At 69.9% G+C, this 21,952-nt stretch carries 19 protein-coding genes; 10 read left to right on the top strand and 9 right to left on the bottom strand.

Annotated elements, in window-relative coordinates; all coding sequences use genetic code 11:
* The first annotated feature begins 24 nt into the window (after nucleotides 1–24).
* Nucleotides 25–2,901: a BTAD domain-containing putative transcriptional regulator gene (locus ACFOY2_RS38240; RefSeq protein ID WP_379532994.1), complete on the top strand. Its 2,877-nt coding sequence runs from the start codon at nucleotides 25–27 to the stop codon at nucleotides 2,899–2,901.
* Between the two features lie 46 nt (nucleotides 2,902–2,947).
* Entirely contained in the window at nucleotides 2,948–4,156 is a 1,209-nt protein-coding gene (locus ACFOY2_RS38235) for an FAD-dependent monooxygenase (RefSeq protein ID WP_379532993.1), read from the top strand.
* On the opposite strand, the gene ACFOY2_RS38230 is transcribed toward ACFOY2_RS38235, so the two are convergent.
* The 6 genes from ACFOY2_RS38230 to ACFOY2_RS38205 are packed head-to-tail and all read right to left on the bottom strand — an operon-like array spanning nucleotide 4,134 to nucleotide 10,882.
* The gene (locus ACFOY2_RS38230) at nucleotides 4,134–4,280 is read right to left on the bottom strand and encodes a hypothetical protein (protein ID WP_379532992.1); all 147 of its coding nucleotides are present in this window, start codon (nucleotides 4,278–4,280) and stop codon (nucleotides 4,134–4,136) included. The two genes, ACFOY2_RS38235 and ACFOY2_RS38230, sit on opposite strands and share 23 nt — an antisense overlap.
* 31 nt (nucleotides 4,281–4,311) lie before the next feature.
* Nucleotides 4,312–5,934 carry a choline dehydrogenase gene (gene betA / locus ACFOY2_RS38225; protein ID WP_379532991.1) on the bottom strand — a complete coding sequence of 541 codons (1,623 nt, stop codon included), beginning with the start codon at nucleotides 5,932–5,934 and terminating at the stop codon, nucleotides 4,312–4,314.
* Nucleotides 5,931–6,866 (bottom strand): ABC transporter substrate-binding protein, encoded by a 936-nt coding sequence (locus tag ACFOY2_RS38220; protein ID WP_379532990.1) that lies wholly within the window; start codon nucleotides 6,864–6,866, stop codon nucleotides 5,931–5,933. The genes betA and ACFOY2_RS38220 overlap by 4 nt, the downstream gene beginning before the upstream one ends.
* Before the next feature lie 53 nt (nucleotides 6,867–6,919).
* The gene (locus ACFOY2_RS38215; protein ID WP_379532989.1) at nucleotides 6,920–7,888 is read right to left on the bottom strand and encodes an ABC transporter substrate-binding protein; all 969 of its coding nucleotides are present in this window, start codon (nucleotides 7,886–7,888) and stop codon (nucleotides 6,920–6,922) included.
* On the bottom strand, nucleotides 7,885–9,798 hold the full coding sequence (locus ACFOY2_RS38210; RefSeq protein WP_379532988.1) for an ABC transporter permease: 1,914 nt from the start codon (nucleotides 9,796–9,798) through the stop codon (nucleotides 7,885–7,887). The genes ACFOY2_RS38215 and ACFOY2_RS38210 overlap by 4 nt, the downstream gene beginning before the upstream one ends.
* A 58-nt stretch (nucleotides 9,799–9,856) precedes the next feature.
* Nucleotides 9,857–10,882, bottom strand: a complete 1,026-nt coding sequence (locus tag ACFOY2_RS38205; protein ID WP_379533020.1) for a quaternary amine ABC transporter ATP-binding protein — start codon at nucleotides 10,880–10,882, stop codon at nucleotides 9,857–9,859.
* 366 nt (nucleotides 10,883–11,248) lie between these two features.
* Between ACFOY2_RS38205 and ACFOY2_RS38200 the strand changes: the two genes are divergently transcribed.
* Genes ACFOY2_RS38200 through ACFOY2_RS38185 form a run of 4 tightly spaced genes read left to right on the top strand, consistent with a single transcriptional unit; the run spans nucleotide 11,249 to nucleotide 15,270 of the window.
* On the top strand, nucleotides 11,249–13,858 hold the full coding sequence (locus tag ACFOY2_RS38200) for a sensor histidine kinase (protein ID WP_379532987.1): 2,610 nt from the start codon (nucleotides 11,249–11,251) through the stop codon (nucleotides 13,856–13,858).
* A gap of 49 nt (nucleotides 13,859–13,907) precedes the next feature.
* Entirely contained in the window at nucleotides 13,908–14,342 is a 435-nt protein-coding gene (locus ACFOY2_RS38195; RefSeq protein ID WP_379532986.1) for a roadblock/LC7 domain-containing protein, read from the top strand.
* 12 nt (nucleotides 14,343–14,354) lie between these two features.
* On the top strand, nucleotides 14,355–14,723 hold the full coding sequence (locus ACFOY2_RS38190) for a DUF742 domain-containing protein (protein ID WP_379532985.1): 369 nt from the start codon (nucleotides 14,355–14,357) through the stop codon (nucleotides 14,721–14,723).
* On the top strand, nucleotides 14,704–15,270 hold the full coding sequence (locus ACFOY2_RS38185; protein ID WP_379532984.1) for a GTP-binding protein: 567 nt from the start codon (nucleotides 14,704–14,706) through the stop codon (nucleotides 15,268–15,270). The genes ACFOY2_RS38190 and ACFOY2_RS38185 overlap by 20 nt, the downstream gene beginning before the upstream one ends.
* Nucleotides 15,271–15,276: 6 nt before the next feature.
* Here the strand turns inward: ACFOY2_RS38185 and ACFOY2_RS38180 are convergent, their stop codons facing one another.
* Nucleotides 15,277–16,236 (bottom strand): SIS domain-containing protein, encoded by a 960-nt coding sequence (locus tag ACFOY2_RS38180; protein WP_379532983.1) that lies wholly within the window; start codon nucleotides 16,234–16,236, stop codon nucleotides 15,277–15,279.
* Nucleotides 16,233–17,255, bottom strand: a complete 1,023-nt coding sequence (locus ACFOY2_RS38175) for a hypothetical protein (RefSeq protein ID WP_379532982.1) — start codon at nucleotides 17,253–17,255, stop codon at nucleotides 16,233–16,235. The genes ACFOY2_RS38180 and ACFOY2_RS38175 overlap by 4 nt, the downstream gene beginning before the upstream one ends.
* A 255-nt stretch (nucleotides 17,256–17,510) precedes the next feature.
* Between ACFOY2_RS38175 and ACFOY2_RS38170 the strand changes: the two genes are divergently transcribed.
* From ACFOY2_RS38170 to ACFOY2_RS38155, 4 genes are read left to right on the top strand one after another with little or no spacing between them, the layout of a single operon-like run.
* A complete protein-coding gene (locus ACFOY2_RS38170) occupies nucleotides 17,511–18,629 on the top strand; it encodes a polyamine ABC transporter substrate-binding protein (protein ID WP_379532981.1) in 1,119 nt (372 codons plus the stop codon).
* 11 nt (nucleotides 18,630–18,640) lie between these two features.
* Complete coding sequence (locus ACFOY2_RS38165; RefSeq protein ID WP_379532980.1) at nucleotides 18,641–19,507, top strand: ABC transporter permease; 867 nt, start codon at nucleotides 18,641–18,643, stop codon at nucleotides 19,505–19,507.
* Nucleotides 19,500–20,282: an ABC transporter permease gene (locus ACFOY2_RS38160; protein ID WP_379532979.1), complete on the top strand. Its 783-nt coding sequence runs from the start codon at nucleotides 19,500–19,502 to the stop codon at nucleotides 20,280–20,282. Before ACFOY2_RS38165 ends, ACFOY2_RS38160 begins: the two co-directional genes overlap by 8 nt.
* On the top strand, nucleotides 20,269–21,318 hold the full coding sequence (locus ACFOY2_RS38155; protein ID WP_379532978.1) for an ABC transporter ATP-binding protein: 1,050 nt from the start codon (nucleotides 20,269–20,271) through the stop codon (nucleotides 21,316–21,318). The genes ACFOY2_RS38160 and ACFOY2_RS38155 overlap by 14 nt, the downstream gene beginning before the upstream one ends.
* Here ACFOY2_RS38155 and ACFOY2_RS38150 read toward each other — a convergent pair.
* Entirely contained in the window at nucleotides 21,312–21,917 is a 606-nt protein-coding gene (locus ACFOY2_RS38150; RefSeq protein ID WP_379532977.1) for a TetR/AcrR family transcriptional regulator, read from the bottom strand. The genes ACFOY2_RS38155 and ACFOY2_RS38150 overlap by 7 nt on opposite strands.
* Nucleotides 21,918–21,952: the final 35 nt, after the last annotated feature.

The following is a 21,952-nucleotide window of genomic DNA, read 5'->3' as shown; positions in this document are numbered from 1 at the left end:
CGCTGCTGGTGGATAATCGCTGGCATGCGGTTCGCGATACTCGGTGAGACCCGGGCTTGGCGGGCCGACGGGGCCGAGGTCGCGCTGGGCGGCCCTGCCCGGCGGGCGCTGCTGGCGCTGCTGCTGGTCAGCCCTGGTGAGGTCGTGTCGGCCGATCGGTTGGCCGAGGAGATGGATCCGGGTGGCGCGCTGTCGGCGCACGCGCTGCAGTCCCAGGTGTCCAGGTTGCGCGCGGCCCTGGGCCCGGCGGTCGCGATCGAGCGGGCCGGGGCGGGCTACCGGATCGTCGTCCCACCCGAGGGCGTGGACGTCTGGCGGTTCGAGCACCTGACGGGGCAAGGCCGGGCCGCGCTGCGTGACGGCGCGGACGCACGGGCGGTCGCGCTGCTGCGTGAGGCGCTGGGGCTGTGGCGTGGCCCGGCGCTGGCCGACCTGGCGGAGAGCATGACGGCCAGGGCCGCCGCTGTCCGGCTGGAGGAGCTCAGGCTGGAGGCGCTCGAAGATCGGATCGAGGCGGAGCTGCGCCTGGGCGAGCATCGCGGGGTCGTGCCGGAGCTGCGCGAACTGGTGAGCCGCCACCCGCTCAGGGAACGGCCGGCGGGGCTGCTGATGCGGGCGCTGTTCGCCGAGGGCGGGCCCGCCGCGGCGCTGGCGGTGTTCGAGGAGACCCGGCGGCGCCTGGCCGACGAACTGGGCGCCGATCCCTCGGCAGAGCTGGTCGCGCTGCACAAGGAGATGCTGAGCGCAGACTCCCGGCCTGCCGCGCCGCCCGCCCAGTTCACCTCCTTCGTCGGCCGCGCCCAGGAGGTGGCCGAGGTCGCCGATCTGCTGCGCGGCGCGCGGCTGGTCACGCTGATCGGCCCCGGCGGGGTCGGCAAGACCCGGCTCTCGGTCGAGGTCGCCGACGTCACGGCCGACGAGGTGTGCTTCGTCGAGTTGGCCGCGCTGCGCGAGGGCGCCGACCTGCCGCGGGCGCTGCTGGGCGCGCTCCGACTGCGTGAGAACGCCCTGCACGCGGCGGGCCGCGCGCAGGGACCGGTCGAGCGCCTGATCGCGGCGCTGTCGGACCGGGTGCTGCTGCTCGTGCTGGACAACTGCGAGCACGTCGTCGAGCAGGTCGCGACACTGGCGGCCCGGCTGCTGGCGACGTGCCCGCGACTGCGGGTCCTGGCGACCAGCCGCGAGCCACTGGGCCTCATCGGTGAGCACCTGTGGCAGGTCAGGCCGCTGGACGGCGCGGCGTCCGTGCGGCTGTTCACCGACAGGGGTCGCGCGGCGCGACGCGGCTTCACCGCCGACCCCCGCCTCATGGAGCAGATCTGCGCGGCCCTGGACAACCTGCCACTGGCCATCGAGCTCGCGGCGGCACGGCTGCGCACGCTGGACGTCGACGACCTGGCCCGCCGGCTGGACGACCGGCTCGGGATCGCGGCCCGCGGCAGCCGCGCCGCCGACGAGCGGCACCGGACGCTGCGTTCGGTGGTCGCCTGGAGCTGGGACCTGCTGTCCGAGCCAGAACAGCGGGCCGCGCGGCGGTTCGCGGTCTTCGCCGGCGGCGCGAGGGAGGAGGCCGCCAGGCGGGTGTGCGACACCGAAGGCGAAACGCTGGAATCCCTGGCCGACAAGTCACTTCTGGAGGTCGCCGGCGGCCGTTACCGGATGCTGGAGACCATCCGCGCCTATGCCGGGGAACGCCTGGAAGCGGCGGGCGAACACGAAGCGGTCCGCCGCGCCCACGCACGCCATCTTCTGAAGCTGGTCAGAACCGCCGGTCCGCACCTGCTGCGGGAGGGACAACTGGAGTGGCTGCCGGTCCTGGCGGCCGAACACGCTGACCTGCTCGCGGCGGTGCGCTGGACGGTCCAGTCGAAGGAGAGCGTCACCGCCTTGGAGTTGCTCGCTGCGGCTGCGCCCTACCTGTGGATCCAGGGTGTGCCCGCGTCGTTCGCACCTGAGGCGATCGCGCTGCTGAACGCCCTGGGCGACGCGCCCCCGGCGGGGTACTCGACGTCCTCGCATGGTGAGGAGTACGCGTTGTGCGTACTCCTGGCGGCCTTCGGAGCCGCCGGGCGGCCGCTCTGGCAGCGGCACCGCGCCTCCGCCGCGCAGACGCTGGCCGCCGCCTGGCCGGGTGACCGTCCTGGCCGCCATCCGGTCGCGCTGCTGCTGTGGATGTTGCGGAACGCGGCCGAGGCCGACGTTCAGGCCGCGTTTGCGCTCGTCTCGTCCCAGCGCGACTGCCCCGATCCGTGGGTGCGGGCGGTCGCCCGGTACGTGGCCGGGTACGGAGCGCTCGGCGAGGGCGACGTCGAGGGCGCGCAGCGCCTGTTCGGCACGGCCGCCGACGGATTCCGCGCACTCGGCGACCGATGGGGCACCGCGCTGACCCTGGACACGCTCGCCGACCTGGCGAGCGCACGCGGCGATCGCACGACGGCGATCGCGCTGACCGACCAGGCGCTCTCCCTCACCCAGCGGCTCGGCGCCCTGGAGGACAGCGCCGACCTGCTGGTCAACCGGGGCGACCATCTGATCGGCGACGACCTGGCGGCGGCGCGCGCCGACTACGACAGGGCCGCGGCGCTGGCCCGTCGCGCGGGCAGCCCCACCTACCTGGCGGCGGCCCTGCGCGGGCTCGGCGACATCGCCCTGCTGGAGCAGGACCTGGCCGAGGCGGAGCGGCTGTACGGCGAGGCCCTGGAACGCCTCGACCCGCACTGGGTCAAGAGCCTGGGCAACCGGGTGCGCACGTTCGCCGGGCTGGGCCGGGTCGCCGAGGCGCGGGGCGACCACGCCGCGGCAGCCGAGCGATACCGGCAGGCCGCCGCGTTGGTCAGCCCCGACATGCTCCCTCTGATGGGTCTCCCCGAGGCCGTCCTGCGGGCCGTGAGTCCACGGTGAGCTCGCGGTGAGCGCATGGTGAGGCCTGCCGGGCAGGCTCGCCGTCATGAAGAACACCAACGTGCTGATCTCGGGCGCCTCCGTCGCCGGTCCCGCGCTCGCCTACTGGCTGCACCGCCACGGTTTCACCCCCACGATCGTGGAGCGCGCCCCCGCGCTGCGCGACGGCGGCTACGCGGTCGACTTCCGCGGCCGGGCACACCTGTCGATCCTGCGCCGCATGGGCATCCTGGCCGACGTCGAGCGCGCCGCCACCGGCATGGGATCCATGTCGTACGTGAACGACGCCGGCAAACCGCTGGCCCGCATGCCCGCCGACCTGTTCTCCGGCGACATCGAGATCCTCAGGGGCGACCTGGCCGGGATCCTCTTCGACGCGACCAAGGAACACACCGAGTACGTCTTCGGCGACTCCATCACCTCGCTCGCCGAGGACGAGCACGGCGTGAGCGTCACCTTCGAGCGCGCCGCGCCGCGCCGGTTCGACCTGGTGATCGGCGCCGACGGGTTGCACTCCGTCACGCGCCGCCTGGCGTTCGGACCGGAGGAGCGGTTCGTGCGGCACCTCGGCGTCTACTGCGCGATCTTCACCACGGCCAACCACCTCGGGCTCGACCACACCGGGCACGTCTACCGCACCGCGGACCGGCTCGTCTCGATGTACAGCGCCCGCCACAACACCGAGGCCAAGGCCTGCTTCTACTTCGGCTCGCCGGTCCTGGGCCTCGACCGCAAGGACGTGGCGCGACAGCAGGCCGTCCTCGTCGAGCACTTCGCCGGCAACGGCTGGCAGAGCGACCGGCTGCTGCACGACATGCGGTTCGCGCCGGACTTCTACTTCGACTCGGTCGGCCAGGTTCACATGGACGGCTGGTCACGCGGCCGGGTCGCCTTGGTCGGCGACGCCGCCTACTGCCCGTCCTCGCTGTCGGGCATGGGTTCGGGGCTCGCGCTGGTCGGCGCGTACGTCCTGGCGGGCGAACTGGCCGCGGCCCACGGCGACCACCGCGTCGCGTTCGCCCGCTACGAGCGGGAGCTGCGGGAGTACGTCGCGGGCTGCCAGAAGCTGGGCGACGGCGTCGCCAAGATCATGATGCCGAGCAACCGCCTGCTGCTCGCGTTCCTCAACCGTTACTACAAGCTGCTGCCCTACCTGCCCGGCAAGAACATTCCGGCCATCATGGGCCGCAGGGCGGCCGAGAACATCACGCCGCGCGACTACGAGGACCTGCTCAGCGGTGGCCGGGGTCGGTGAGCAGGGCGATCGAGCGTTGGGCCGAGCGGATGCGGCCGGTGATGGGCGCCAGGCCCCAGGCGTCGCCGCAGAACGTCGCCACCCGCTCGACCCATTCGAGCGTCCGCTCGCGGTCATCAGCCATGAAGGTCAGCTTACTTCGGAGGAACTGTACGTCAGCGGCGGTAGAAGTCCACGGGCTCCGGCGGGAGCGGGGTGTTGCCGAGGATGAGGTCGGCGGCCTTCTCGGCGAGCATCATGACGGGCGCGTAGATGTTGCCGTTCGTGACGTACGGCATCGCCGAGGCGTCCACGACGCGCAGGCCGTCCAGGCCGTGGACGCGCATGGTGGCCGGGTCGAGCACGGACATGTCGTCCAGGCCCATCCTGCAGGTGCACGACGGGTGCAGGGCCGTCTCGCCGTCGCGGGCCACCCAGGCGAGGATCTCCTCGTCGGTGCGCACGCCGGGGCCCGGCGAGAGCTCGCCACCGTCCAGGTCCGCCCAGGCCGGTTGGGAGAGGATGGCGCGGGCGTGCCGGATGGCCTCCACCCACTCGCGGCGGTCCTGGTCGGTGGACAGGTAGTTGAAGCGGAGCGCGGGCTTGGCCCGGGGGTCGCGCGAGGTGAGGCGGACCGAGCCGCGGGCGTCGGAGTACATCGGGCCGATGTGCACCTGGTACCCGTGGCCGCCTGCCGGGGCGGAGCCGTCGTAGCGGACCGCGATCGGCAGGAAGTGGAACATCAGGTTCGGGTACGCCGCGTCGTCGTTCGAGCGGATGAAGCCGCCCGCCTCGAAGTGGTTCGTGGCGCCGGGGCCGCTTCTGCGAAAGAGCCAGTCGGCGCCGATGAAGGGCCGTCGCCACCTGGCCAGGGACGGCTGCTGGGAGACCGGCTTCGTGCAGGCGTGCTGGACGTAGACCTCCAGGTGGTCCTGCAGGTTCTCACCCACTCCCGGCAGGTCGTGCACCACGTCGATGCCCAGGTCCGACAGTGGCGTGCGGGGGCCGACCCCCGACAGTTGCAGGAGTTGCGGGGTGTTGATCGCGCCGCCGCACAGGATCACCTCCCCGGCATCGACGCGCTTGCCGTCGCACTGCACACCGACCGCCCGTTTCCCCTCAAAGAGGACCTTCTCCACGAAGGCGCGGGTCCTGACCGTGAGGTTGCGGCGGCCGCGCACCGGGTGCAGGTAGGCGCGGGCGGCGCTGAGCCGGCGGCCCCGGTGGATGGTGCGGTCGAAGGCGGCGAAGCCCTCCTGGCGGTAGCCGTTCACATCGTCGGTGAGCGGGTGGCCGGCCTGCTGGACCGCCTCGAAGAAGGCCTCGAACAGCGGCCCGCGCGCCGGGCCGCGCTCCAGCTTCAGCGGGCCCGCGCCGCCACGGAAGTCCGTGCCGGGATCGGCCAGGCAGTTCTCCATCCGCTTGAAGTAGGGCAGGCAGTGCGCGTAGTCCCAGTGCTCCATGCCGGGGTCGGCCGCCCAGCGCTCGTAGTCGAGGGGGTTGCCGCGCTGGAAGATCATGCCGTTGATGCTGCTGGAGCCGCCCAGGACCTTGCCGCGGGCGTGGTAGACGCGGCGTCCTTCCATGTACGGCTCCGGCTCGGACTCGTACTTCCAGTCGTAGAAGCGGCTGCCGATCGGGAACATCAGGGCGGCCGGCATGTGGATGAAGACGTCCCACAGGTAGTCGGGCCGCCCGGCCTCCAGTACGAGCACCGACACCGACGGGTCGGCGCTGAGCCGGTTGGCCAGGGCGCAGCCGGCGCTGCCGCCGCCGACGATGACGTAGTCGAACCTCAACGCGGCATCCAGTCCTTCCAGACGATCTTGTTCTCCGCCACCCACCGCTTGGCGGCCTCGGCGGCGCTCATCTTCTCGTTGATCATGTCGCTGGCCACGGTGTTCTGGTCGTCGTTGGTCCAGGTGAAGTTGCGGACCAGTTCGTAGGCGGGCCCGCCCCGTTCGGCGAACCGCTTGCTGACGATCTTGTCCAGCAGGTACGGCGGGTAGTCGCAGGCCACCCTGGCCGCCACGTTGTCGCAGCCCACGGCGTACGGGGGCAGCGTGACCTTGACCAGTTTGACCTTGGTGAACAGCCATTGCGGTTCGTAGAAATACATGAGAAGAGGGGTGCGATTCTTCGTCGCGAACTGCGCCGCCTTGATCAGCGCGTCCTCGCTCCCCGAGTAGACGACCTTGTAATTGAGCCCGAGGTTCTTCACGAGAGCCTCGTCGTTGGTGACGAACGTCGGATCGCCATCCAGGATCTGTCCGGCATTTCCGGTTTTTTCGGTCCGGAAAAGGGGGGCGTACTTATTGAGGTTTCGGTAGTCCGTAATATCGGGATACTTTTTGGCCATCCACTCGGGGACGTACCAGCCGATCACCCCTTTGTTCCCGGTGAGCCCGGCCGACAGCGCCACCTTCTTCTCCTCGATGAACTCCTTCTTCAGGTCGGGATGACCCCAGTTCTCGATGATCACATCGACCTTGCCGGTCTCGAAATCCCGCCAGGAATCGGCCTCCTTCATGGTCCGTTTGGACACCTTGTACCCCAGCTCGTGTTCGAGCAGGTACGCCAGCACGGCGGCCTGGGCCTCGTAGCCCACCCAGCCGTGGACGTCGATGTTGACGGCGCCCTTGGGCTGGGCGACGGTCTCGGGCGTCCCGCTGGAGCAGGCCGCCAGCAGCAGGGCCGCGACCAGCGGCCCGATCAGCGTCTTCATGCGCATGAGAGGTCTCCGCGACCGCGGCTCCCCGGCGGGGAGCCGCGCTCAGGCAGCGGTCACTTGGGGATCCAGGCCTGCCACTTGGCGGTGTTGGCCTCGACCCACTTCTTGGCGGCCTGCTCACCGGTCAGGCCGTTGTTGGTCATGTCGTCGGCGACGGCGTTCTGGTCCTCGTTGGTCCAGCTGAAGTTCTTGATCAGGTCGTACGCCTTGCCGCCGGTGTCGGCGAACTTCTTGCTGACGATCTTGTCGAGGTCCAGCTCCGCGTAGTCGCAGGCGACCTTCTTCGGGTCGGCGTCGCAGCCCTCGGTGTAGGCGGGCAGGTTGACACGGACCAGGTCGGTCTTGCTGAAGAGCCAGTGCGGGTCCCAGAAGTAGAACAGCAGCGCCTTCTTCTGCTCCTGCGCCTGCTGGGCGCCCTTGATCAGGGCCGCCTCGCTGCCGCCGACGACGACCTTGAAGTTCAGCTTGAGGTTCTTGATCAGGGCTTCCTCGTTGCTGACGTAGGACGGGTCACCGAACAGCAACTGCCCCTTGCCGCCCGACTCGGAGGTCTTGAACAGGTCGGCGTACTTGTTCAGGTTCTTGGAGTCGGTGATGTCGGGGTGCTCGTCTGCCATCCACTTCGGGATGTACCAGCCGATGACGCCCTTGTTGCCGGTGGAGCCCGCCTCGAGCGCGACCTTCTTCTCCTCGATGAACTTCTTCTTGAGGTCGGGGTGGCCCCAGTTCTCGATGATGACGTCGACGTCGCCGGTCTCGAAGCCCTCCCAGGCGAGCTGCTCCTTGATCTCGGGCAGCTCGACGGTGTAGCCGAGCTCGTTCTTCAGCAGGTACGCCACCACGTTGGCGCTGGCCTCGTAGCCCACCCACGGATTGATCGCGATCTTGACCGTGCCCGCGGCGGAGCCGGCGGCGGTCTGCGGGGCCGAGGAGGAGCCGGTCGAGCTGTCGACCGTGGCCCCGCCACATCCCGTGGCGGCGATTCCCAGTGCGAGAAGGCCTGCGAGCAGGCGAATCTTCATGTGAACTTCCTTTTTCGGGGGGAAGGGCGCTTGTCGGCGCCCTGCGTGATGCGGTCGAGCATGACTCCGAGCAGCACGGTCGCGATGCCCGCGATGAAGCCCATGCCGAAGTCGGTTCGCTGGGAGAACCCGGCGACCACGTCGTAGCCGAGCGCGCCGGCCCCGACCAGGCCGCCGACGACGACCATGGCCAGCGTCATGACGATGCCCTGGTTGGCCGCGAGCAGGATCGCCCGCCTGGCCATGGGGAGCTGCACCTTCCACAGGAGCTGGCCCGGAGTCGACCCGGCCGAGGCCGCCGCCTCGACGACCGTGGCGGGCACGGCCTTGATGCCGTCCTCGACCAGGCGCACCACCGGCGGCACCGCGTAGATGATCGAGGCGAAGATGGCGGTGAACCTGGTCGTCTCGAACAGGGCCAGCGCCGGCAGCAGGTAGACGAAGGCGGGCATGGTCTGGGCGGCATCCAGGATGGGCCGCTGGATGGCCGAGTAACGCGGCGAGCGGGCCGCGGCCACCCCGAGCAGCAGGCCGATCAGCAGGGTGACCAGCACCGCGACGGCCACCGTGCTCATCGTCTGCATGGTGTGCTCCCAGACGCCGAGCAGCGCGATGGCCAGCAGGCAGCCGAGCGCCGTCAGCGCCGGGCGCACCCCGCTGACCCGCCAGGCGACGGTCAGCACCGCGAGGGCGACCAGCCACCACGGGGCCGTGGTGAGCAGCGCCTCCAGGGGGTTGAGCAGGGCGGCGGAGGTGAGGTCCTTGATGAACGTCGTGACCCCGTACCAGCTCGTCTCGGCCCAGCGGACGACGTCGTTCACCCCGGCGACGAAGTTGACCGTCAGGTTCTCCGGCCAGACGCGCGGCAGCACGGGGATGAGCGCCAGCCCGGCCACGGCCAGCACCCCCGCCGCGACCAGGTCGGTCCGGTTGGTCTTGGCGTGCGGGTCGCGCCTGGCGACGGCCATCATCATGCGGTCGAGTACCACCGCCATGACCACGACGGCCACGCCCGCCGGGAGCATGATGCCGACCTGCGCCCGCGACAGGCCCCTGATGATGTCGCCGCCCAGCCCCGGCGCCGAGATCAGGTTGGCGATGACGACCATGGACAGGGCCATCATGATGGTCTGGTTCACCGCCAGCGCCATCGTCGACCTGGCCAGCGGCAGGTAGACCTTGAAGAGCGTCTGCGCGCGCGTCGCGCCCAGCGACGTGGACGCCTCCACGGCCGTGGGCGAGACCCGCGAGATGGCCAGCGCGGTGATGCGGATGGCGGGCGGGATCGAGTAGATCATGGTCGCGATGGCCCCGGCCGGCGCGCCGATGTGGAAGAAGAGCGCGAGCGGCGCCAGGTACGCGAACGTCGGCATGATCTGCATGACGTCCAGCACCGGCGTGATCGTCCGGCGTACGCGTGCCGACAGCCCGGCCCAGACGCCCAGCGGGACGCCGATCGCCAGCGACAGCAGCACGGCCACCGCGACCAGGGCCAGCGTGTCGATGCTCGACTGCCACAACCCCAGCACGCCGAACGTGCTGACGCCCGCCATCGCCAGCAGCCCGATCCGCCAACCGCCCGCCAGCCAGCCCAGCGCGCCCATGACGCCGGTGACGCCCGGCCAGCCGAGCGCGTACAGGACGGTCTCGAAGGCGTCGTAGAGTGCGCCGACGCCGAGCCTGATGTAGTTGAGGAAGTACAGGAAGAGCGGGTTGTCGTTGCGGTGGTCGTCGATCCATTCGCGCAGGTCGGTGACGGCCAGGAACTGCGGCGCCTCCTTGTCGTGCGGCAGCGTCCCGGTGCCGCGGAAGACCAGGTACGCCGCCGCGAACGCCACCGCCACCCCCACCGGAGCCGCCCACCTCGGCAGCCCGAGCCTGGAGGGCGTGCTGACGGCAGTGCTGCTCATGAGACCTCCTTCGTCGGCCTCATGTTTCCTTGCTGTCTGATGAGCTCGACAAGCTCGCTCATGAGACCTTCACCGCGACGTCCTGGCCCGACAGGAAGGTGAGCAGGTCCACGCGGTCCACGACGCCCACCAGCTCCTCGCCGTCCACGACCCGGATCGGGCGCGAGGAGGCCGAGGCCAGGCCGATGGCGTCCTTGACGACCGTGGTGACCGGCAGCGCGGGCCCGTCCAGCGGCTCGCCCGGCTCGGGGTCGCGGCAGATCCAGCGCAGCGTCAGCACGTGGCTCCTGGGCACGTCGCGGACGAAGTCGGCGACGTAGTCGTCGGCCGGCGCGCCCACCAGCTCCTCGGCCGTGCCGATCTGCACGATCGAGCCGGCTCGCATGATGGCGATCCGCTCGCCGAGTTTGAGCGCCTCGGACAGGTCGTGGGTGATGAACACCATCGTCTTGCCGACCTCGCGGTGCAGCCGGATCACCTCGGCCTGCATGTCGCGGCGGATCAGCGGGTCGAGCGCGCTGAACGGCTCGTCGAACAGCATCACCTGGGGATCGACGGCCAGCGCCCTGGCCAGGCCGACGCGCTGCTGCATGCCGCCGGAGAGCTGGTCGGGGTAGGCGTCGGCGTAGCCGTCGAGGCCCACGAGGGAGAGGATCTCGGTCGCCCGCGCGTGCCTGAGCGCCTTGGCGGCGCCCTGGATCTCCAGGCCGTAGCCCACGTTGTCGATCACCTTGCGGTGCGGCAGCAGGCCGAAGTGCTGGAAGACCATGCTGACCTGGTGGCGGCGGATCTCGCGGAGCCGGGCCGGTGAGGCGCTGCCGATGTCCTCGCCGCCGATCGCGATCTTGCCCGCGGTGGGCTCGATGAGCCGGGTGAGGCAGCGCACGAGCGTGGACTTGCCGCTGCCCGACAGGCCCATGACCACGAAGACCTCGCCGGGGCGCACCTCGAAGCTGACGTCTCTCACGGCGGCGGTGCAACCGGTCTTCTCTCTCAGCGCGGCCGGTGCGAGATGTCTGTCATCGCTGTTCAGGACTTTTTCTGCCCTCGGACCGAAGATCTTCCAAAGTCCGGCAACGGTGATAGCCGCGCTGTCGGGAGAATCCCGCACACTCGCCTCCTCGATTGACGTCGATCAACCTATGTGGGAAATAGCGCGAATCTCAATGTTGTGACCGTCCGGAGACCGGTGTGCTTCTCCGGCGTTACGCGCTTGGAACGCGCTAATCGCCCATAGGTGGACATGGGCCGTGTTAAAGGTTTATTTCTCACTCGATGAACTCGGAGGTGGAACTCCAGCTTCTCACCTCAGGAGTCACACGACTCGAATTTTGTCGCGTTATGTTCGGTTGGCCACCAGCCACGGGATGTGTTCCAATTACCCGGCACTTGCTGATTTCCCCCGGGGTGCAGCCCCCTCAAATACGCCGATTCGGGCGAGGTGCGTTCGGTGAGTACAGAGCTGGGCGACAGGCAGGCCAGTGCGGGTAACTGGCGCCTGCGCAATTGGCGCGTCCGGGCGCGTCTGGTCGCCCTCATCCTCATCCCGACTGCGGCCGCCGTGCTGCTCGGCGGTGTTCAGGTGCTGGCCTCGACGAACGCGGCGGGCGACTACACGCGGACGACCGAATTCGCCCGCCTGTCCGCGGAGGTGGGCCGGCTGACGCATCTGGTGTCGGCGGAGCGTGCCAGAACCTCCTGGTTCATCGCCCGCAACCGGCCCGCCGCCGGGCTGGCCGAGGTGCGGAGCCAGATGGACGCGGTGGACGTGTCGGCGGAACGTGTCCGCGACCTGGCCCGCGCGCTCCTGCCAGGGGTGAGCGGCCGCAGCGCGGACCAGCTGGAGAACCTGCTCAGCCGCATGGACGACCTGAAAGACCTGCGCAAGCAGGCCCTTGAGGCCAACCTGCTGGCCGGGCCCGCCGTCGAGCTCTACACGACGGTCGTCGACGAGTTGCTGTCGGTCCACAACGAGCTGGCCAAGGGCAGCGCCGACGACGAGCTGTTCCGCCAGACCCGCATGCTCGACGGGCTCGCCAGGGCCAAGGAGAGCGTCTCCTACCAGCAGGCGCTGGTCACCGTCGTGCTCGCCGAGGGCGCCTTCGACCAGGACCAGCTCAAGCGCTTCCTCGGCGAGCAGTCCAAGGAGGCCAACGAGCGCAGGGGCTTCGCCGTCGAGGCCACCGCCGACGAGCGCCGCCTGTTCGACGAGACCGTCAACGGCAGATCCGCCGACCGCATGCTGCTCCTGCGCGAGCTGGTGCTGATCAGGGCCACCAAGGCGCTGCCGCTCAGCGGGCTCGACCTGGGCAGGGGTGATGACGCCAAGGACTGGTTCGACGCCGCCAACGTGGTCGTCGACTCCATGCGCAAGGTCGAGGAGCGCCAGGCCGAGGGCATCGTGGCACGCAGCCAGGCGCTCAGCGAGGAGGAACGGCAGCGGGCGCTGGTGATCGCGGCCGCCGTGCTCGCCCTGCTCGTGGTCGTGCTCCTGATCACCACCGGCGTGGCCAGGTCGCTGGTGCGCCCGCTGCGCCGCCTGCGCGGCGAGGCCCTGGAGATCGCCGGACGCCGGCTGCCCGACTTCGTCCAGCACCTGCGGGAGTCGCGCGACGGCGCCGTCAACGCCGAGGTCCCGCCCATCGGGATCTTCTCCAAGGACGAGGTCGGCGAGGTCGCGCGCGCCTTCGACGAGGTGCACCGCGAGGCCGTGCGGCTGGCGGGCGACGAGGCGCGGCTGCGCTCGAACGTCAACGCCATGTTCGTCAACCTGTCCAGGCGCAGCCAGACGCTGGTCGAGCGGCAGCTCACGCTGATCGAGAAGCTGGAGCGCGGCGAACGCGACGACACCAGGCTCTCCGACCTGTTCAAGCTCGACCACCTGGCCACCCGCATGCGCCGCAACAGCGAGAACCTGCTGGTCCTGGCCGGGCAGGAGGCCGCGCGCAAGTGGAGCGAGCCGGTCGAGCTGATGGACATCGTGCGCGCGGCCCTCGGCGAGGTCGAGAACTACGAGCGCGTCAGCATCCAGGTCGAGTCGGACGTCGCCGTCGCCGGCCAGGCCGTCACCGACGTGGTGCACCTGCTCGCCGAGCTGGTCGAGAACGCGGTCTCGTTCTCCTCGCGCGACACCAAGGTCGTCATCTCCAGCAGCCGCATCGACGGCGGCGGCCTGATGCTGTCGGTCACCGACCACGGCATCGGGATGAGCCAGGAGGAGCTGGCCGAGTCCAACTGGCGTCTGGCCAACCCACCGGTCGTGGACGTGTCGGTGTCGCGGCGCATGGGCCTGTTCGTGGTCGGCCGGCTGGCGCTGCGGCACAGCATCAGGGTCCAGTTGCGCCAGCAGGACGTCGGCGGGCTGACCGCGATGGTGCTGATCCCGCCGATGCTGCTCACGGCGGTGCCGGGCCCGGCCGCCGCGCCGCAGCCCCGCGTCCAGGTGCCCCGGCAGGCGAGCCCCGTGTCGATGGCGCCGTCCTTCGGGCCCGCGCACCCGTCGCTGGACGTCGCGCCGCCGGCGCCCGAGCCGTCGTCCTGGTTCAGCGCGACGCGCGGCCCGTCGTCGCAGGCGCCGCCCGACGCGGCGCCGTTCGCGTCGTTCGAGGCGTCCGACGGGGCCGCGGCCTCGTTCCCGTCGTACGAGGCCGGCGACGTGGCCGGGGGGTCGTTCCCGTCCTTCGCCACCCCGATGCCGGCCCAGCCCAAGGACGACTTCCAGTCGATCTACGCCGCCATCGAGGGGGGCGGCTGGTTCACCAAGCCGGCGCCGACGGCCGACCATCGTGATCCGGGGCCGCCGCCCGCCGCCGATCCGGCCTGGTCGTCGCCCTCCGACAGCGGCTGGCAGGCCGCCGCCTCGGAGCCCGCCCATGGCGGAACCACGAGTTCAGGCTTGCCGAAACGCACGCCGAAAGCGAATCTTGTACCCGGCACCGCGAATCCACAGCCACCGCCCGTTTCCGCTCCTCCGCCGTCCCCTGATCGACTGCGCAACCGGCTGGCCAGCTACCAGCAGGGCGTGGCCAAGGGACGAGCCGAGCTTGAGGAGGACTCATGAGCGAGCTCATCAGCCGGCAAGGAAACATGAGGCCGACGAAGGAGGTCTCATGAAGGAGCTGAGCCAGGCCGCCAGGGACATCAACTGGCTGGTCAGCGCCTTCGTCGAAGAGGTTCCCGGGGTGGCGCACGCCGTGGTGGTCTCCGCCGACGGCCTGCCCATGGCGTTCTCGCGGGGCTTCCCCCGCGACCGCGCCGACCAGCTCGCCGCCATCGCGGCCGGGCTGGTGAGCCTCACGCAGGGCTCGGCGCGGGTGTTCGAGGGCGGCGGCGTCACCCAGACTCTTGTCGAGATGGAACACGGCCTGCTGCTGGTGATGTCGATCAGCGACGGGTCCTGCCTGGCGGTGCTGGCCGCGCCCGACTGTGACATGGGCCTGGTGGCGTACCAGATGACGATCCTGGTCGAGCGCACGGGACAGGTGCTCACGCCCGCCGTCCGCGCCGAACTGTCGCGGAGCCCGGCCAGGCAAGTAGACAGGTGATGGGAGCGGACGTTGGCATCGTGGGACAACGGGGAGCCGGAGCCCGAGCGCAGCTCGCTGGTCCGGATGTACGCCGTCACCGGAGGCAGGACCACCCCGCGCACGGATCTCGCCATGGAAGCGCTGGTATCGTCGGCGACGTCGGCGCAGCTCGGCACGACCTACACGCGCGAATACCGCGCGATCAGCGAGCTGTGCCGTCAGGTGCGGTCCGTGGCGGAGATCTCCGCGCTGCTGGGCGTCCCGCTCGGTGTGGCACGGGTGCTGATCGCCGACATGGAGGCGGACGGGCTGGTCAGGGTGTACCAGCCGCAGCTTGACGCGGGCCTGCCCGACAGGGGCCTGCTCGAAAGGGTGCTGAGTGGACTTCGAAGGCTCTAGCCGGCTCACCTCCACGAAGATCGTCGTGGCGGGCGGGTTCGGCGTGGGGAAGACCACGTTCGTCGGCTCGGTGTCCGAGATCATGCCGCTGACCACGGAAGCGGTGATGACCGACGCGTCGGCGGACATCGACGACCTCATGCACACACCGGGCAAGACCACCACCACCGTGGCCATGGACTTCGGGCGGCTCTCGCTGGAGAGCGACCTGATCCTCTACCTGTTCGGCACGCCGGGCCAGCACCGCTTCTGGTTCATGTGGGACGACATCGTGCGCGGGGCCATCGGCGCCGTGGTGCTGGTGGACTCGCGGCGGCTGGCCGACAGCTTCCCGGCCGTCGACTACTTCGAGGAGTCGGGGATCCCGTTCGTGGTCGGGCTGAACGGCTGGGACGGCGAGTTCCCGCACAGCGAGGCCGAGGTGCGGGAGGCGCTCACGCTCTCGCCGCACGTGCCGATCGTGCGCACGGACGCCCGGCAGCGCGACGAGGTCAAGCACGCGCTGATCAAGCTGGTCGAGCACGCCCTGGCGGCGCGCTCCCATTGAAGGCTCCTACCGGGCGCCCCACCAGTACGCGGCCACCAACTCCGCCACCAGCGTCTCGGTGAGCAGGGCGACGTCGCGATCGTCGTCGTGCCGGTAGCGGACCGCCGCCGCGGCGTCCTTCACCTCGGCCCCCACCGTGACCACCGTGGACCCCCGCTCGCGTACCCAGTCCATCGCCTGGGCGTCGTAGCGGGAGCCGGGGAAGAGCAGGGCGCGGTAGTCGAGGGTCTTGGTGAGGTAGACGTCCACGTGGGACCAGTCGCCGCTCTCGCACGCGTCGGCCGGACGGCGCGGCCCTTCCCTGAACATCAGGGCCGACTGCTCGGCCGACGACAGACGCTCGGCGGGCGCGATCGTGTAGACGCCGTGCGCCCCGTCGAGCAGTTCCATGGTCGGCGGGAGCCACTCGTCCCTGCGCTCCAGGAGGTCGGCCGTGGCCTGCGCGGCCCGCCTGACCAGGGCGGGAACGTCGCGTTCCGTGCCCAGCAGCCGGGTCTCCAGGGCCAGCAGGAGCGCCAGCGTGTGCTGGAACGTCCGGCAGGCGACGCCGCCGCGCTCCTCGCCCGCGTGCAGGGGGACCACCAGGTCGGCCGCCTCCGCCAGGGCACTGCCCGCGTTGTTGGTGAGCGCGGCCAGGAACGCGGGCCCGCCGGCGTAGCGGGCGGTGGCCTCTAGCGTCTCCCCGCTGGAGCCGGTGGCCGAGATCGGGATGACCAGGGTGCCCGGGGCAGCCGGGTAGGTGGCCTCGGCCGAGGCGTAGTCGGCGTGGGCGTCCACGCCCGCGGCGCGCAGGCGCAGGGCGGCCACCCCCGCGGCGTAACGGGAGCTGCCCATGCCCAGGAAGAGCACCCTTCGGACGTCCCCGGGCAGGCCCGCGAACGGGTCGCCCGCCTCCAGGAGGTCGGCCAGGTTCGCCAGGGACTCCGGCTTGGCCTCCAGATCGGCCAGGTAGAGCTCAGAATTCACGCGATGTTCTCCTCGGTATACCAACTACGCAACACGCCCATGGGGGCGTAACGCCAACGGGGCAGGTGACGGGCGGCGTAGATCAGCTCCCGGCACTCCTGCTCCACCTCGAACGGCCGGATCAGCCGCTCCTCCAGCAACTCCTGCCTGCCCGCCTCCGCCAGCCCGTCACGGTACGCGGTGAGCAGGGCGGCCCGCGCCTCGGCCGCCCACCGGGCCGCGCGGGCGGGCGGGGTGCCCCTGCGTTTGACCGCCACCTGGGCCACGTGCTCCAGGCTCGTGGTGAGCTGGGCGACGTCCCTGGCCGCCGGCTGGTACGGCCGTGCCTCGGTCAGCGTGGGGTTGCCGTCGAAGTCGATCACCGCGTACCCGTCGCGCCACCGGAGGATCTGGCCCACGTGGAGGTCGCCGTGGATCCTGATCAGCGGGCCGGTGACGGGCTCGTCCAGGGGCGCCAGCTCCCGCCTGATCTTGTCGGCGTGCGCGGCCAGCCACCGGCCGTCGTCGCCGCCGGTCAGGTCGAGCGCCTCTCGCAACGCGGCCTCCGCCCTGGCCGCCGGGTCCTCCGGCGCTCCCGCCTCCGAGGAAAGCGGGGACAGGGCCAGATGCAGTTCGGCCGCCAGGCGGCCCAGCTCGGACGCGAACTCCGCGGTGCCGGCCGAGGCCTCGTCCACGCACCACTCCCAGCCGTCCCCGGCGTCGGGAAGGTAGCCCGTGACCAGGGCCAGCAGCTCCTCGCGGCCGTCCACCGCGCGCGTCAGGGCGGCGTAAGGGGGTGCGGTGTCGTTGAATCCGGCCTCAACGAGATGGGCGAGGATCTCCGGGGTCGGGTGCGGCAGGGGCGCGGGCGGGTTCAGCCACTTGACCACGACCTTCTCGGCTACTACCACCGAGTAGTTGGTCTGGTCAACGTGCGGGCCGAAATCCCGCTCACCTGGGACCCCAGTGTGGAGATCTTCAGGGGCGTACGAGAGGCTGGGCAACGGCTGGAAGCGGCGCACCCCGAAGGGTGGTGGCACCTCACCCTCCAGCAGCGCCACAAGCGCGGCGCTGATCCCGCGATCTCGTGCGGTGAGAGGTCTCTCACCGAGAGAGATCAGGCGGTCGCCAATTGAATCCCAATTCAACACGTGCACCGAACTTCCTGGTAGCAATGTGGTTAAAAGTCTTGCTCATGTTGATTTCTGCTGCAACACTCCTGGTCTGGTCTGTCGTGTCCGGTATGGTCGCGCGACCCCTCGTTACATCACAAATTCCAGAAGGAGTAGTCGGCCGTGTCCCGTATCCGGTTCACCCGTCGTCTTCCGGCCGCCGTGGCGGCGGCCGGTCTCGCGCTTGCCGTAGCGGCGTGCGGTGGTGAGTCGTCAAACTCAGATGGCACAACCGTGGCGGCGGCCGACGAGCTCAAGCCCAACGCGGACCTGTCGAAGCAAGCCCTCCAGATCACGGTCTGGCCCGGCTACACGCCCGAGGAGCTTCCCGCGAGGGTCAAGCAGAAGCTCAAGGTGCAGGGCCTGAAGGTTGCTCTGCATGACACGAACGAGATCGCCATGCAGAAGCTCACCGCCTCCGGCGACAGCGGCATCGACGTGGCGTTCGTGTCGGGCCAGTACGCGCAGGCGCTCAACGCGATGGGCCTGCTGGAGCCGATGCACCCCGAGCTGATCCCCAACCTGGCCAACCTCTACCCCGAGGCCACTCAGCTCTCCTACGACAAGGGCAACAAGTACTCGGTGCCCTACACGTGGGGCACGACCGGCATCTGCTACCGCACCGACCTGGTCAAGAAGAAGCCGACCAGTTGGAACGATCTCCTCAAGCCCCCGGCCTGGGCCGAGAAGAAGGTCACCCTGATGACCACCGAGCGCTGGCTGGCCCTGCCGGCGCTCAAGTCGCTCGGCTTCTCGGTCAACACCGACAAGGACGAGGAGATCCAGAAGGCCAAGGACCTCCTCATGGCGGCCAAGCCCCACCTGCTCGCCTTGGACGACACCACGTTCGGCGACCGGCTCAAGTCCGGCGAGGCCGTCATGGTCGAGGCGTGGGACGGTTGGTGCCCGACCAACGACCCGAAGGGCAACATCGCCTTCGAGGTGCCGAAGGAGGGCAGCGACCTCTGGGTGGACACCATGGTGATCATGAAGTCCTCCAAGAACAAGGAGGCCGCGCACGCCCTGATCAACTACATCCTCGACCCCGAGATCCACAGTTGGGCCGCCGAGAACATCAACTACAAGGTGCCCAACAAGGCGGCCATGGAGAGGCTGCAGATCCCCAAGGGCTCGCTGCTGGAGACCAAGCCCGCCGAACTGCTCAACGGTGAGTCGCTCGTCGACCTCGGCCAGTCGTCCCTGAAGTACACGCGCCTGTCGCAGGACATCAAGGCCGGATAGTCGTCGTTGCGGTGAAGTCTGAGGTCAAGGCCCGGCCGGTGGCTCCCCCGCGGGGGCGCCGGCTGGGCGCGTTCGTTTTCCTGTCACCCGGGCTGACATACCTGCTCGTGCTGCTGCTGGTGCCGCTGGCGGTGGTGCTGAGCTACAGCGTCTTCCAGCGCGGGCGTTACGGCGGTGTGGTCTACGAGTTCACCACGGAGAACTTCGGCCGCCTGTTCGATCCCCTCTACCTGAGCGTGGTCGGCGTCTCCCTGAAGATCGCGGGGCTGACGACGCTGATCGCGCTGCTGATCGGCTATCCGACGGCCTACCTGATCGCCCAGCTTCCGCGTAGGTGGAAGACGGTGGCGCTGGTCGCGGTCGTGCTGCCGTTCTGGACGAACTTCATCATCCGGGTCTACGCCTGGATCATGCTGTTGAGCGGCCCCGGGCTGGTCAACAGCGGGCTCAAGGTGTTCGGGCTCGGGCCGTTGGAGTTGCTCTACAACCAGGGCGCGATCGTGATGGGGCTGCTGTACTCGTACCTGCCGCTGATGATCCTGCCGCTGTACGCCGCGATCGAGCGGCTCGACCCGCAGCTCAGGGAGGCCTCGGCCAACCTGGGAGCCTCGGGGTTCACCACGTTCCGCAAGGTCACCCTGCCGCTGACGGTGCCGGGGGTGCTGACCGGGTGCCTGTTCGTGTTCGTGCCGAGCTTCGGCAACTTCGTCATCCCCGAGATGCTCGGCGGCAGCAAGTCGATCATGGTGGGCAACCTGATCCGCGACCAGTTCCTGACGGCCCGCGACTGGCCGTTCGGCGCCGCGTTGTCGCTGGCGCTCATCGCGGTGCTGGTCGTGCTGCTGATCGCGCAGGCATGGGCGGCGCGCCGTGCGTAGGGCCCGACTGCTGTACGTGCCGTTCTGGGCCACGTTCGTCTTCCTCTACCTGCCGATCGCGGTCCTCGTCGTCATGTCGTTCAACTCCGGCGAGTCGGCCTACACCTACGAGGGCTTCAGCCTGAAGTGGTACGGCGAGCTGGCCGGGGACGAGCGGGTCGTCAAGGGCCTGGCCAACACCATCATCGTGGCCTTCGGCTCGACCGCGCTCGCCACCGTGCTGGGCACGCTGCTGGCCGTCGGCCTGGCCAGGTACACCAGGTCCAAGACGCTCGACGCCCTGGCGCTGATGCCGGCCGTGCTGCCCGATCTGGTGGTGGGCATCGGGCTGCTGGTCTTCTACAGCACGATCCAGCTCACGCTGGGCCTGTACTCGGTGGTGCTCGCCCACGCCGTCTTCTCGATGGCGTTCGTCGCGGCCGTGGTGCGCACGCGCCTGACCAACGCCGACCCCTCGCTGGAGGAAGCCTCGCTCGACCTGGGGGCCGGGCCGGTGGTGACGTTCATGAAGATCACGCTGCCGCAGCTCGCGCCGGGCATCGTCGCCGGGGCGTTGCTGGCGTTCACGCTGTCGCTGGACGAGTTCGTGATCGCCTTCTTCACGGTCGGCAACAGTGAGCAGACGCTGCCGATCGTCATCTACTCAATGGTCCGTTTCGGGGTGACCCCGGAGATCAACGCGCTGGCCTCGCTCCTGCTCCTCGTGAGCTTCACGGCGGTGATCGCCGGGCAGCGCCTGACCAAGATCGGAGAGTCCGAGCGTGCTCCAGATTGACGGGATCTCCCGCAAGTTCGGCGACGTCACCGCGCTGGACGACGTCTCGCTGGAGATCGGGCAGGGTGAGTTCTTCGCCCTGCTCGGCCCATCGGGCTGCGGCAAGACCACACTGCTGCGCATCATCGCCGGGTTCGAGCGGCCGGACGCGGGCCAGTTGTGGCTCGACGGCGCCGACCTGCTGCCCATACCGCCGAACATGCGGCCGATCAGCCTGATGTTCCAGTCATACGCGCTGTTCCCGCACATGAGCGTGGCCAAGAACGTGGCCTACGGCCTGGAGCGCGAGCGGCTGCCCAAGCAGGAGATCAGGCAGCGCGTGGGCGAGGTGCTGGAGACCGTCGGCCTGTCGGCGCACGCCTCGCGACGGCCCGCGCAGCTCTCGGGCGGGCAGCGGCAGCGGGTGGCGCTGGCCCGCTCCATCGTCAAGCGGCCCCGGCTGCTGCTGCTGGACGAGCCGCTGTCGGCCCTGGACAAGAAGGTCCGCGCCGAGATGCAGCTCGAACTCAAGCGGTTGCAGAACGACGTCGGCATCACCTTCGTGGTCGTCACCCACGACCAGGAGGAGGCCATGTCGCTGGCCGACCGCATCGCGGTCTTCGACAACGGCGCGGTGCGGCAGGTGGACGAGCCCGTCGCCCTCTACGAACGGCCCCGCACGCCGTTCGTGGCCGACTTCGTCGGCGCCAACAACCTCTTCCACGGCACGGCCGACGGCCCCGACGCCCTCAAGAGCGCCGACTTCGGCTCGCTGCCCGGCACGCCGCTGACGGCGCTGGGGGCCGAGGCGAAGGCGCTGCTGGCGGTGCGGCCCGAGAAGGTCGAGCTCGTGGACGACGACGCCGCCGGGGGCGTCAAGGGCAGCGTCCTGGACGTCAGCTTCTACGGCGGCGTGTCGCACATCTCCGTGGACGTCCCCGGCCACGTCAAGCCGGTGCTGGTCGCCGTCCAGGGGGCCAGTGCCGTCCAGCCGGGCGCCAAGGTCAGGGTGCGCTGGGAGGCGAAGGACGCGGTCATCATGGCGGCCGATCAGTGATTGAGGTCGTTGCCCGTGGCCGCGCGGGCGTAGGACAGGATCAGCTCGGCCGCCTCGGCCGGGCCGATCAGCGGATGCCTGGCCGTGATGCGGTAGCCGTAGGCGTCCTCCAGCGCCACCAGGTTGCGTGCGATCGTCACCGAGGCGGCGCTCAGCCTGAACACGCCGAGCGCGGAGCCGGTGTCGAGGATCGCCTGGTACATCGACACCTGGCGATCGTAGAGGGAGGTGAGCAACACGCCGTACATGCGGTTGCGGCCGGCGGCTCCGCCGAGCTCGTTGAGCAGGCGCACGTCGGGGTCGAGCGGCCCGGTGGGGAGCCCCGACCTGATGGTGACGACCAGCTTCTCGACCGGGTCGGTCAGCGTGGCCAGCTCGCGCAGCCGCTGCTCGTAGAAGCGTTCCATGCCGGCGTGCTGCGCCTCGACCAGCAGTTCGCTGAGGTCGGGGTAGTGGTAGAGCACGGCGCCGGAGGTCAGGCCGGCCTCCTCTGCCACGTGCGAGAGCTGTACACCGTCGACGCCATAGCGGATGATGGCCCTGCGCGCGGCCTCGATCAAATCGATGCGCCGGTCACTGCGGCTCTTACGCTGAGCCACTCCCACCACCTTCACTCGTTCGGCTGCTGTTCAGT

The organism is Nonomuraea purpurea (assembly GCF_042650645.1).
GTDB classification, from domain to species: domain Bacteria; phylum Actinomycetota; class Actinomycetes; order Streptosporangiales; family Streptosporangiaceae; genus Nonomuraea; species Nonomuraea purpurea.
The sequence above is the reverse complement of the archived record's forward strand: the minus strand, read 5'-3'. Positions and strand labels throughout refer to the sequence as shown.

Excerpts from the sequence above, each read along its gene's own strand:
- ACFOY2_RS38240 (WP_379532994.1), top strand. The coding sequence starts at position 25 with ATGCGGTTCGCGATACTCGGTGAGACCCGGGCTTGGCGGGCCGACGGG.
- ACFOY2_RS38235 (WP_379532993.1), top strand. The coding sequence starts at position 2,948 with ATGAAGAACACCAACGTGCTGATCTCGGGCGCCTCCGTCGCCGGTCCC.
- ACFOY2_RS38230 (WP_379532992.1), bottom strand. The coding sequence starts at position 4,280 with ATGGCTGATGACCGCGAGCGGACGCTCGAATGGGTCGAGCGGGTGGCG.
- ACFOY2_RS38220 (WP_379532990.1), bottom strand. The coding sequence starts at position 6,866 with ATGCGCATGAAGACGCTGATCGGGCCGCTGGTCGCGGCCCTGCTGCTG.
- ACFOY2_RS38215 (WP_379532989.1), bottom strand. The coding sequence starts at position 7,888 with ATGAAGATTCGCCTGCTCGCAGGCCTTCTCGCACTGGGAATCGCCGCC.
- ACFOY2_RS38210 (WP_379532988.1), bottom strand. The coding sequence starts at position 9,798 with ATGAGCAGCACTGCCGTCAGCACGCCCTCCAGGCTCGGGCTGCCGAGG.
- ACFOY2_RS38195 (WP_379532986.1), top strand. The coding sequence starts at position 13,908 with ATGAAGGAGCTGAGCCAGGCCGCCAGGGACATCAACTGGCTGGTCAGC.